Source organism: Dyella sp. 2RAB6 (genome assembly GCF_052115385.1).
Classification (GTDB): domain Bacteria; phylum Pseudomonadota; class Gammaproteobacteria; order Xanthomonadales; family Rhodanobacteraceae; genus Dyella_D.
This window is the reverse complement of record NZ_JBFRGP010000014.1, coordinates 67,120-79,151: the sequence shown is the minus strand read 5'-3', so window position 1 is coordinate 79,151 and position 12,032 is coordinate 67,120. Positions and strand designations below refer to the sequence as shown.

Sequence of the window (12,032 nt, the reverse complement as noted above, 5' to 3'; positions counted from 1 at the left end):
CTTAGAACTTGAAATCCAGTCGCGCGTAGTAATACCCGCCGTTCACGCCGAACGGCAGCGTCTCCCAGCCGTACACGAAGCCCAGCTGCGGAAACGGCGCGCCCGTCTTCGGATTCCACTTGTCCGGATAGGTGTCGAACACGTTGTCCGCGCCCACGGTCAGCTTCAGGTTGCGCGAGAAGCGGTAGCCCACCGCCGTGTCGGCCAGCCACTTGCCGCTCCAGGTCTGGATGATGCCGGGCGTGAAGCCCTGGCCGCTGACCGGGCCGAAGTAGTTGCCGCGCAGGGTGAAGTCCCACGGCCCGGTGCGGTAGACGCCCTGCAGAATATGGTGCACGCGCGGCTGGCCGTGCTCGATCAGGGTCACCTGGGTGTCGTCGAACAGCTTGTCCGGCGGCAGGATCGCGGACTGCGACTTGCGCTTGGTGACCTCGGTCTTGTTGTAGTTGAGCAGCGCGGTCAGGTCGAGCGCGGAGTTGTCGTCGAAGCGGAAACCCTTCTCCACCACCACGTCGATACCCTTGGTGCGGGTGTCGATGGCATTGGTGAAGAACAGCACCTGGCCCACGCCGAACGGCTGCAGGATGCCGCGGATCGGGCAGTTGGCATTGTTCGCCGCGCAGGCGTTGCCGTCGGTGCCCACGCTCTCCGGCACGATATTGCTGGAGAAGATGATGCGGTTCTTGATGTCGATGCGGAACACGTCGACGGTCAAGGTGAAATCGTTGCCGGGCTTGTAGACGATGCCCGCGGTGCCGCTGCGCGAGGTCTCCTGCTTCAGCGGCTGGATGCCGAAGGCGCGCGTGACGGCGCTGTTCTGCCGCGCGGTCAGCGTGTCGGTGAGCGTGCCGCTCGGGTCCAGGTTGGTCGAGCGCTGGCTGTAGAACAGCTGCTGCACGCCCGGTGCGCGGAAGCCGGTGGCGAGCGTGCCGCGTACGGCGAAGCTGTCGTTGGCGTCGAAGCGCAGCGAGACCTTGCCGGTGGTGGTGCCGCCGAAGTCCGAATAATGCTCGTGCCGCACGGCGGCGCCGAGCAGCACGCGCTGGGTCACCTGCGATTCGGCATCCAGATAGAACGCGATGTTGTGGCGCCCCAGGTTCACCGCTTCCGTCGGCGAGAAGCCGGGAAAGCCTTGCATGCCCGGCTGTGCGATATCGCCGGTCTGGCCATAGATCGGAATGCCGCGGTTGTCGGTGCGGCCATAGGTGTACGACACCGGATCGCCCGGCAGGATCTGGTAACTGTCGCGCCGCCACTCGAAGCCCACGGCGAGATTCAAGGCATCGTGGCCGACGCCCCAGTCGATCGGACCGCGCACGTCGGCATTGAAGGTGGTCTCGTTGAGCCGCAGCGTGCCGGTGTTGGCCGAGGTCGGCGAGGCGCCGTAGATGCCGGCGGCGGGGTTGGTCGGATCGCGTGGCTCATACCACCAGCTCACGTTGGCCGAGTTGCGCTCGTCGAAAGCGAACTGGCTGCGGCCGTGGATCAGCGAGATGTCGTAGTCCCACTTGTCGCCCAAGGGCCCGCGATAACCCACCGCGAGCGAAGCGTCTTTCACGTTGGTGGCGATATTCGGCAGGAAGCCGTTCGGATACAGCGATGGAATGGTGCGGTTGTCGCCGGCCGGCCGGAAGAAGCCGAATGAATCGCCCTTGCGCTGCGAGATGCCGCCGAACCAATACAGCTCGCCACCGGCGATGGGCAGCCCACCGTTGAGCCAGAAATAAGCGTCCTTGGTATCGGCGTCGCCAAGCTTCTGCGTCACGCGCGGCGGACTCACGCGCAGCGAATCCGGGCCGGCGCGATTGGTGGGATCGCGATGGCGATATTCCGCGGTCAGATTCAGATAACCGTCCTGGCCCAGGCGGAAGCCGGTATTGATGCCGCCCTGGCGGGTGAAGCCGTCGCCCTTGTAGGTCTGCCCGGCGGTCACCGAGCCGGTGGTCTCGCCGACCTGCTTCTTCAGCACGATATTGATCACGCCGGAGATCGCATCGGAACCGTACTGCGCCGCGGCGCCGTCGCGCAGCACTTCGATGCGTTCGATCGCGGAGATCGGGATCGCGTTGATATCCGTGCCGGCCGAGCCGCGGCCGATGGTCTGCTGCACGTTGACCAGCGCCTGCTGGTGCCGCCGCTTGCCGTTGACCAGCACCAGCACCTGGTCGGGACCCAGGCCGCGCAACGTAGCCGGGCGGATGGTATCGGTACCGTCGCTGACGAAGGTGCGCGAGAAGTTGAAGCTCGGCTCCAGCATCTGCAGCGCCTGGCCGACTTCGACCACGCCGGCGCTTTCCAGCTGCTCGCGACCGATGACGTCGACCGGCGCCGGTGTTTCTGCTGCCGTGCGGTCTTTCGCGCGCGAACCGATGACTTGTACGCCTTCGAGCGTCTTGGCTTTTTGTTGATCCGTTGGCGCGCTGTCCTGCGCCTGCGCGGCGAACACCATCGACAATCCCAGCATGGCCATGCCGCAATGGCGCGCACTGACCCAGACGCGTCCTTGCGGACGCGACACATAACGACGTGACATGCACTTCTCCCGATGAAGTCGTACGAGACGACAACCTGGCAGCACGCATGAACATGCGACTGCCGCCTCCCGGGTCCGAACGTGCGCTGCGAGAAAAATCATGTCAAGCGCAGATGTTCCTAAAGCGCGAACACCATCATCAAATGCGTAGACGAAGCGGCGTATGCGACACATCGCTTCACATGGTCGTGACGTATTGCGTTGGTGCTTACGTAATTTGCCTATGTGTACTGATGATTCTTCGCAAGCCTCGCGTCAGTTGTTTCGCATCATGGTGCTTCAACGCAAAGCCCCTCTCCCTCCGGGAGAGGGGTTGGGGTGAGGGTACGGGCGGAGCGAAGTGCTTCACTCCGCCCGTACCCTCATCCGGCTGCCGCCACCTTCTCCCGGAGGGAGAAGGGTTCCTCCGATAGGCTCAGGGCTTCTTCTTATTCGCCACCGCTTTCTGCAGATTCGTACGCAACCGCGCCAGCGCCTGATCCGCCTGGATAAACCCATACCCCGAGTGATAATCAAACCCCGCTGCACCCATATCGAGCGCCGAACCCTGCAACGCGCTGTACAACTGTGTCTTGGTGGCCGTCGGCTGCGCCTGCCATAACAGTGCAGCCACCGCCGCCGCATGCGGAGCCGCCGCCGACGTGCCGTAGAACTGGAACGCGAGGAAGTCCGGATAGGTGCGGCAATCGGCGATCAGCGAATTGGCTGCGCCGGCGTCCAGGCTGGCCATGCCGAAGAAGTTGGTGGTCACGCCATCCGGCGCCACGATGTCCGGCTTCTGCGGCACCGCGACCTGCGCCAGCGCCGCGCCATTGTTGTCGAACAACAGCGGCGTGCCGCCGAAGGAGGAGTACGACTCCAGCGTGGCGGTGCGCAAGCCGGCATTGCAATGCGGCGTCTTGAAGTAATCGGCGGCGCCGACCGCCTGCGCATTGGGCGACAGCGGATGGCCATAGATGGTGCCGGTGTCGGTGCCGTAGCGATTGATGGTGGAACCGCCGCCGATCACGATCAGATGCACGCGCCCTGGCGCCGCGCCGCCGGCAAGTCCCAGGCGCAGGCTGCCGTTGATCGCCGCGCCGCTGTTGGTGACGCTGAGGATCGCGTGCGCCGGCTGCCCGATCACGCTCGGCCCGGTGCACAGGTTGACGGCCAGCGGCTTGCCGTTGGCATCGCCCACGCACAGGTTCAGCGAGCTGGTGGCATTGGGCGGCGTCATCGGCTGATCCCAATACACGGCGACGCGCGTGGTGTTCGGATGCTGCCGCGAGCCGGCGGCGATGGTGAACGGCAGATTGTTGAGCGTGCTGGCGCCGCTGGCATCGAAGTTGAACAGGCGCTCGCCGAGATTGAGCGGATCGCTCTTGGCGCCCGCGGCACGCTTTACCGCGGCGGCGGCGAAGGCGGCGGCGTTGTTGTCGTAGGCCGCGTGGCCGCTGTTGGCGTCGTTGCCGGCGGCGGTGAAGTAGGCCGTGCCGTAGGTGGTGGCCACGTCGTCGATCGCGGCGCCGACGATGCCTTCCTGGTACAGCGGCTCGGCGAAGAAGCTCAGGTCGTCGACGATGATCTGCGCGCCGCCACCGTGGCGGCCGTTCGCGTCGACCTTGTCGGCTGGCAGCGCCAGCGTTTTTATGCCCTGCGCGAAGTCGGCCATGGTATCGGGCGAATAGAACGCGATGCTGGCGCCGGGCGCCACGTCATGGATGATCTGGGCCATGGCGCGGCCTTCGTCGGTGCCGGCGTTGACGCAATCGCTGGCCTCCTTGACCACCGTGGTATCCGCCGGCAGGTCGTCGCTGTCGATGTCGTCGTCCTTTCCCGCCAGGCAGTTGAAGCTGTCGGAGATCACGCCGATGGTCAGGCCGGTGCCGTCGACGTGCGGCGGGTTCGGCTCCTGCGGCGTTGCCGGACGCACCAGCGCCACGTCGCGCAGCGCCTTGCTGCGCTGTGCCGCGTCGCCCTGCGAATTCACATTGCCCGAACGGGTGCGCTTCTCGGGCACGCTGATGGTGATGACGCCGGGCAGCGTCGCTGCCTGGTCGATCTGCGACACCGGCAGGCGTCCGCCGATATCGTTGCGATACACCGCGTCGGTGCGAAAGCCCAGTTGTTCCAGCTGCGCGCGCGGCGTGGCGACATTGCCCTTGGCGACGATGTCCACCGTCACGTAGTTTTCCGGCGCGACCGAGCGCGCCGACCTGGCCCCCCGCGACGTGCTGCTGCTGGCCGGCAAGGCCGAGCTGCCGAGCGTGGCTGGCGCGGCGGCCTGCTGCTTGAGGCGCAGCAGCGCGTTGTCGAGCTTGGCATTGGTGCCGCTGGAGCGCGCCTGCGCGGAGAGTCCGCTGGGCGCGTTGTTGCCCTGGAGCTGTTCCTGTGCGAACGCGCTACCGCTGAGCGCCACGGACAGCGCCAACGCCAGGGCCAAAGGGGCGGGCTTTTGCATGTTGGGGTTTCCTTGTCAAAAGGCGGGACGGAATGCCCTCGCCTTATGGGAAACGCCATGCCGGTGCTTTACCCCTACCCTTGATTTCATTTGGACGTCCAAATCGCGATGGACGTCCACATGCATCAAGGCTGGTAGCTTATGCCGATAAGGTAATAGCGACCGACCACATCGTCGAACATCGGGTTGTATGCAATGCCGGGCGAGCCGTAATAGACCGGCTGGTGATCGAGCGCGTTGTGCACGTTGAGGGTCAGCGACCAGTGCGGGATGCCGCTGTACGCGGCATGCAGGTCGAGCACGCTGAAGGACGGCGTCTTGCACTTGTCGTTCTGCTGCAAATCGTCCGGGCAGATCAGCGGACTGCCCGCATACGGCTCGTAGCGATAATGCCCGGTAAAACGCAGATTGCCGCCGAGGCTCCAGTGGCGATACGTCCAGTCGAGGCTGGCCAGCGCGCTGACGCGCGGCTGCGAGGCATAGCCTGCATAGCGCATCGAGGGGTCGCCGGCGATCATCTCGCGATCCAGGCGGTCCAGGTAATCGACGCCCAGATGGATGTCGTAGCGACCGTAGTTGGCGGTCTGGTGGCGATAGCGCAGATCCAGGTCGATGGTGCGCGCCTCGGTATGACCGAGGTTCACCAGTTGCTGGTTGAGCGCGTACAGCACGCCGCGGCGATTGCGCTGGAACAGCTGCGGGTAGCTGTCCGGATGCAGCAGCGCATAGCTGAGCGGCAGCGGGATGATCTCGTGGTCGCGGCGGATGCGATAGAAATCCAGCGCCGCGCCGAATGCGCTGCTCGGTGCCCACACCACGCCCAAGGTATAGCTGCGCGAGGTCTCCGGCCGCAGCTTCGGATTGCTGACCGAGTTGGCCTGCACCTGGCAGAACGAGGTGTCGTCGGTGGCCGGCGTGGCATTGACGCAGGGCAGCACGCTGTTGGCCACCTGGGTGATGAAGCGGGTGGCCGCGAGCACCGGCGGGCGGCTGAGCTGCAGCAGGGTCGGTGCGCGATAACCCTTGGCCCAGGTGCCGCGCAGGCTCAGGTCATCGCGCACATCCCATTTCAGGCCGAGCTTGGGCGAGATGGCCGCGCCATAGGGCTGCGTGCGGTCCAGCCGCCAGGCCATGTTGGCCTGCAGGCGCGCGGTGATCGGCGCATTGAACTCGGTATAGGCGGCCAGGCTGTGGCGGTTCTCGTGGCGCTCGTAGGGGCTGTCGAACTGCTGCACCAGGTTGCGCAGCAGCAGCGGGTCGGGGCGGTCGTCGAGGCGGTCGCGCCAGGTTTCCGCGCCGATCGCCATCGACAAGGGGCCATGCGGCAACTGCATCAGCGGCCCGGTCAGCTGCACGCTCAGGCTGGTCTTGGCGGCGGTCGCGTGGCGCATCAGCACGGGTGAGATCGCCTGCACCACGTCGGCATCGTTGGGCGCATCCAGGCGGAACGCACCCGAGCGCAACGACTTGGCGAAACTGTCCACGCGCAGCAGCCCGCGCAGCTCGTCGTCGCTGCGGTTGCGCTGGTCGTTGGCATGCACGTCCCAGTCCCACTCGTCCCAATGGCCCTTCAGGCCGAGCGTGACGAAGCGGTTGGTCGACACGGAGAGGTCGCGCACCGGGCCGAGGTCGCTGAAGCTGTGGTCGTAGATCGGCTCGTCGTCGCCGCTGCGGTTGTCCGGGTGCGCCGCCGGCAGCATGAAGCTGTCGCGCAGCGGCGCCATCTGCTGGCGCTGGTCGATCTTGGTCCAGCGCAGGTCGGCATACGCCTGCAGCGTGCCGAAGCGCCGGTCCAGGTGTGCGAACAGCGAGCGGCTGAGCAGGCCGGTCTGCAGGCTGGTCAGCTGCGCGTCGTCGTCGATGCACACGCCGCTGCCATTGCGCTGCCGGTTCGAACAGCCGCCCGCCAGGTAGCGCAGGTTGGCGCCGTCCAGCACGAAGGCGCTGGCGTCGCCGCTGCTGTCGTCGCCGCCGGCCTGGCGCTGCCGGCTCCAGTCGCGCGCGCCGCCGAGCAGCGGTTGCCGTTCCAGGTAATCCACGCTGACCAGGGCATGCAGCTCGTGGCCGAGCATGCCGCCGGCACTGGCGGTGACGCGCCGCTGCCGCGCGTCGCCGCGGTCGGAGACGCCATAGCTGCTGCTGAGGTTCAGCCCGGGCGCGTCCTTGCGCATGATCACGTTGATCACGCCGGCCATGGCGTCGGAGCCATAGATCGCCGACGCGCCGTCGCGCAGGATCTCCACCCGTTCGACCAGGGCTAGCGGGATGCTGTTGAGATCGTTGACCGTGTTGAAGTTGTTCTGGCTCAGGCCGTAGCCGGCCATGCGCTGGCCGTCGACCAGGAACAGCGTGGCGGACGAACCCAGCCCGCGCAGATCCACCGACGCCGCGCCGGTGGCCGTGGCCAGGCCGTTGTTCTGATACAGCTCGCCTTCGGTCATGGCCACCGGTGCGTTGCTGACGCGGATGCCGGGCTGCGCGCGCAGCAGATCGAACAAGGTCTGGTAGCCGCTGCGTTCGATCTGTTCGCGATCGATCACGGTCAACGGCGATGCGGTTTCCACGTCGGTGCGGCGGATGTGCGTGCCGGTCACTTCCACCGGCGCCAGGCGCGGCGCCGGCGAGGGGCGCTCGATCGGTGGCAGATCCTGCGCAGGGATCGCCACGGTGGCGACCGCGGTGGCCTTCAGCACATAGGTGTGCTCGTCGACCGCCACCGCGCGCAGACCGCTGCCGCGCAGCAGTTGCTGCAGCGCGTGGTCGGCCGAGTAATGTCCGCTCAGGCTCGGGTGGTGCCGCCCGATCACGATCTCCGGCGCGTACAGCAGCTGCGTGCCGCTCTGCGAGGCGAACGCACGCAGCCCATCGTCCAGCGTGCCGGCGGCGATGCGGTAGTCGCGCTCCTCCGTGGCCAGCGCGGCGCACACCGGCAACAGCAGCAGCACCAGGGCCGCGGCCAGAAGCGGAAACACCTTGCCTGCGCGCATGCGGTTTAACTGCGCCGAGGTTGCGACAACGCGGGACGGCGCGGGTTACTCAGTGGCGCGCGCCTCCGGCGTTCGTGGCCTGGCCGGGGTAGAGGGTCAGCTCGTTGTTTCCGGTGGTCACGGCGCGTAAATCCCAGCCGGCATCCAGCGCCTTGACCAGGGCCTGCTGGTCGCCGGCATGGAAACTGCCGCTGATGCGCAGGTCGGCCAGGCGCTGATCGCCCAGCAGCAGCTTGGTGTCCGAGTAGCGATTCATTTCCAGCAGCAGCGAATCCAGCCGGCGCTGGCGGAACACCAGCTCGCCCTGGCCCCAGGCCAGCACGGCCTGGGTGTCCAGCGCGCCGACCACGGCGCTGCTGCCGTCGGCGGCGATGCGCAGCTGCTGCGCGGGCGACAGTGCCTGCGTCTGCGCGCCGTGGGTGACCAGCACCGAACCGTCGAGCAGGCCCACCACTACGGCGTCGCGTTCCTTGCTCACCTGGAACACCGTGCCGGTATCGCGGATCACGTTGCCGCCGGCATGCACCTCGAACGGCGCAGCGGCGTGTGCCACCGAGAACTCGGCGCGCCCGCGTTCCAGCGTGACCAGGCGCCGTTGTGCGTCGAAATGGGTGGTCACGGTGGAGTCGGCATCCAGGATCATCAGCGTGCCGTCGTCCAGCGTCAGCTTTCGCGGCAGCTCGGTGGCGCTGGCGTAGCGGCGCGAGAAGCCGCCGTTTTCGGCCGGCGAACGGCGCAGCAGATAGGGCAGGCCAAAGGCCAGCAGCACCGAGGCCGCCGCGGCCACCGGCAGCAGCCGTGTCAGCAGGCGGCGCCGGTCGCGCCGCGCCGCGGTGCGCCGCCGCGCGGCCAGGCCCGCCGCGCGCAGCAGCGGATCGCCGGCGAGCAGGGCGGCGTTGGCGTGCAGGCGTTCGGCCTGTGCGTAGGCCTGCGCATTGGCGGGGTGCTGCGCGCGCCAGCGCTCGAACGCCGCGCGTTCGCTGGGGCCGCAGTCCGGTGCGTGCAGGCGGGCCAGCCAGGCTTCGGCGCTGGCGGGCAACGAGCGGGGTGAAGTTGCGTCGTTGGCGTTCATTCGACCTGCCCCCTGTCGCCCAGCTTCTTGCGCAGCAGCGCAAGCGCCTTGCTGATGTTCTTTTCCACGGCTTTGACCGAGATGCCGCAGTGCTTAGCTATTTCGGTGTAACTCATACCTTCGATGCGATTGAGCAGGTAGATCTCGCGGCAGCGCGAGGGGAGTCCGAGCAGGGCCTGCTGCAGGCGCGCGAGCTCCTGCAGGTTGGCGATGCGCTGTTCGTGGTCCTGGTCGTTGGAGACCAGGCCGTGCGCGTGCTCGTCCAGGCTGATGTGGTCGTGCTGGAAATGCGTCTGGGCGCGGCGGGCGCGGTCGTTCAATGCGTTGATGGCGATGCGGTACAGCAGCGAACTCCAGGATTCGGGCGCGTGTTCGCGATAGCGGATCAGGCGCACCAGGCTTTCCTGGGCGATGTCCTGGGCGTCTTCTTCGGACGACACCCGACGGCGCAGAAAGGCCAGCAAGGACTGGCGCTGCTCGCGCACGAAACTGTCAAAAGGCAGTGCATTGACCGCCTGGCGTCCCGGCTGCTCGCCATCGGCCGAACTTCCACCCATACCCTGATTCCGTACGCGGAAACCCCTTAGGGCCAGAGTATCGCAATTGTTCAAGGCTACCTCGCTCGGGAACCGCGCCAGCGTGGGTAAAACCCCTCCCTCGTACCCAAGCACGAGGGAGGGGGGTAGCCCCTGTTGCCAGGGTTTGGCCTCGTTTCAGGGGAGGACGAGGCCCACAGTCCGCAATCCTTGCGGCTTGCGCTCGCTTCCGGGGGCACCGGAAGAGAATCGGCGCCGCGCCGCCCGCGCCCAGGGCGGCGGACGGCTACGGCAAAATCCACCGGGATTTTTCCCGGTCATCTGAAGGGATAAACGCAAGCCGGGCCGCACCCCCCTACCTTCCGGGAGAAAAAGATCGCCTTCCTTCCCGGGAAGGCGATCGGAGGCGAGGTCAGGGCGTCTTGGGCTGGACGCTGGCTTGGCGCAGGGCTTCGCGCAGCTTGGCCAGCGCCTGGTCGGCCTGGATGAAGCCGTGTCCGGAGCGGTGGTCGAAGCCCGGGGTGGCCATGTCCAGCGCCGATGCCTGCATGGCGCGGTAAAGGTGGCCGGTGGTGGCTTCCGGCTCGGCCTGCCACAGCAGGGCGGCGACCGCAGCGGCATGCGGAGCCGCGGCCGAGGTGCCATAGAAGTGGTGCGACAGGTAGTCCGGATAGGTGCGGCAATCGGCGACGCGGGCATTGGCCGCATGGCTGTGGGTGCTGGATTGGCCGAAGAACGTAGTGGTCGCACCGTCCGGTGCGACGAAGTCGGGTTTACGCGGGATCTGGACCCGGCCCAGGGCGGCCCCGTCGTGATCGAACAGCAGTGGCGTGCCGCCGACCGACGAAAACGATTCCAGCGTGGCGGTGCGCAGGGAGGTATCGCAGTACGGCGTGCGGAAGTAGTCGGCGGCGCCCAGCGTCATGGCCGTAGCCGCCAAGGTATGCCCGTAGAGGGTGCCGGTATCGGTGCCATGGCGGTCGATGGTCGAGCCGCCCGCCAGCACGATCAGGTGCACGCGCGCGGGTGCCGGGCCGGCGGCGAGGCCGAGCCGCAGCACGCCGCGATAGGACGCCCCCGGATTGCGGATGTTGAGGCGCAGCTGCGCCGGTTGGCCGAGCACCGATCGGCCGGTGCACAGGTCGGCGCGGATCGGTCTGCCCTGCTGGTCGCCCAGGCACAGGTTCAGCGAGTTGCTGGCGTTGGGCGAGGTCATCGGCTGGTCCCAGTACAGCGCGATGGTGGTGGTCGTACGCGCGGCCACCGTGATGGGCAGGTTGTGCAGGGTGGCGGCGCCGCTCGCATCGAAATTGAGCAGCCGCTCGTCGACGTTGAGCGGCGTGCGCAGATCGCCGGGGCCGCGCTTCACTGGTGCGGTGGCAAAGCTGGCGTCGTTGTTGTCGTAGGCGGCCCGGCCCCGGTTGGCGTCGTTGCCGCCGGCGGTGAAATAGGCGGTTCCATAGATGCGGGTGACTTCGTCGATCGCGGCGCCGCCGATGCCGGTCTGGTAGAGCGGCTCGTTGAAGAAGCCCAGGTCGTCGACGATGATCCGCGCGCCGGCGCCGCGGCGGCCGTGCGCATCGGTCCGGTGCGTGGGCAGGGCCAGCGTCTTGATGCCCTGGGCGAAGTCGGCCAGGGTGTCCGGCGAATAGAAGGCGATGCTGGCGCCGGGCGCCACGTCGTGGATGAGCTGGGCCATGGCGCGGCCTTCGTCCGAGCCGAAGTTGAAGCAATCGCCCGATTCCTTGACCACCCGGACCCGGGCCGGCAGGTCGCCGTTCTCGATGTCGCCAGCCATGCCGGCCTTGCAATTGAAGCTGTCGGAAATCACGCCGATGGTCAGGCCGCTGCCATCCACCTGGGGCGGCTCGGGATCTTCCTTCGTCGCCGGCCGCACGCGGGTGGTCTCGCGCAGCGCCTTGCTGCGCTGCGCGGAATCGCCCTGCGAGTTCACCAGGCCGGCGCGGGTGCGCTTCTCAGGCACGCTGATGGTGAGCACGCCGGAGAGCGCCGCCGCCTGATCGATCTGCGACACCGGCAGGCGCCCGCCGATATCGTTGCGATAGACGGCGCCGGTCTGGAAGCCCAGCGCTTCGAGCTGTGTGCGGACGGATGCGACGTCGTCTTTGGCCACGATATCGACCGTGACATAGGGTTCCGCCTTGGCCGCGCGCCGGATGGCAGTGAGCGAGGCGGCTTGCTGCTTGATGCGCAGCAGCGCGTTGTCGAGCTTGCCGTTGGTGCCGCTGGCGCGTTCCAGTGCGGAAAGGCCGGCCGGCAGATTCTCGCCGCGCAACTGCAGTGGCGTGGATTGTCCGTGGGCGGCGCCGCTGAGCGCGATCGACAGCGCAAGCTTCAGCGCAAAAGCATGTGCTCTCGGCATGGGGAGATCCTCAGGTCGAAACGAGACCGGATGGCCTCGCTGACATCAGACGCTGGTCGCGCCGGGATCTTCCGCGTC

Annotated in this window: 6 protein-coding genes; all 6 read right to left on the bottom strand. The window is 67.2% G+C overall.

Annotation, left to right across the window (positions count from 1 at the left end; all coding sequences use genetic code 11):
• Nucleotide 1: 1 nt before the first annotated feature.
• Nucleotides 2-2,533 carry a TonB-dependent receptor plug domain-containing protein gene (locus AB4083_RS17585; RefSeq protein WP_441609486.1) on the bottom strand — a complete coding sequence of 844 codons (2,532 nt, stop codon included), beginning with the start codon at nucleotides 2,531-2,533 and terminating at the stop codon, nucleotides 2-4.
• 415 nt (nucleotides 2,534-2,948) lie between these two features.
• A complete protein-coding gene (locus AB4083_RS17580; protein WP_441609484.1) occupies nucleotides 2,949-4,976 on the bottom strand; it encodes a S8 family peptidase in 2,028 nt (675 codons plus the stop codon).
• Nucleotides 4,977-5,101: 125 nt separating this feature from the next.
• Entirely contained in the window at nucleotides 5,102-7,963 is a 2,862-nt protein-coding gene (locus AB4083_RS17575; RefSeq protein ID WP_441609482.1) for a TonB-dependent receptor domain-containing protein, read from the bottom strand.
• Nucleotides 7,964-8,012: 49 nt separating this feature from the next.
• Nucleotides 8,013-9,035: a FecR family protein gene (locus AB4083_RS17570; RefSeq protein ID WP_441609481.1), complete on the bottom strand. Its 1,023-nt coding sequence runs from the start codon at nucleotides 9,033-9,035 to the stop codon at nucleotides 8,013-8,015.
• Nucleotides 9,032-9,592: an RNA polymerase sigma factor gene (locus AB4083_RS17565; protein ID WP_441609480.1), complete on the bottom strand. Its 561-nt coding sequence runs from the start codon at nucleotides 9,590-9,592 to the stop codon at nucleotides 9,032-9,034. The genes AB4083_RS17570 and AB4083_RS17565 overlap by 4 nt, the downstream gene beginning before the upstream one ends.
• Before the next feature lie 391 nt (nucleotides 9,593-9,983).
• Complete coding sequence (locus AB4083_RS17560; RefSeq protein ID WP_441609479.1) at nucleotides 9,984-11,954, bottom strand: S8 family peptidase; 1,971 nt, start codon at nucleotides 11,952-11,954, stop codon at nucleotides 9,984-9,986.
• Nucleotides 11,955-12,032 lie beyond the last annotated feature (78 nt).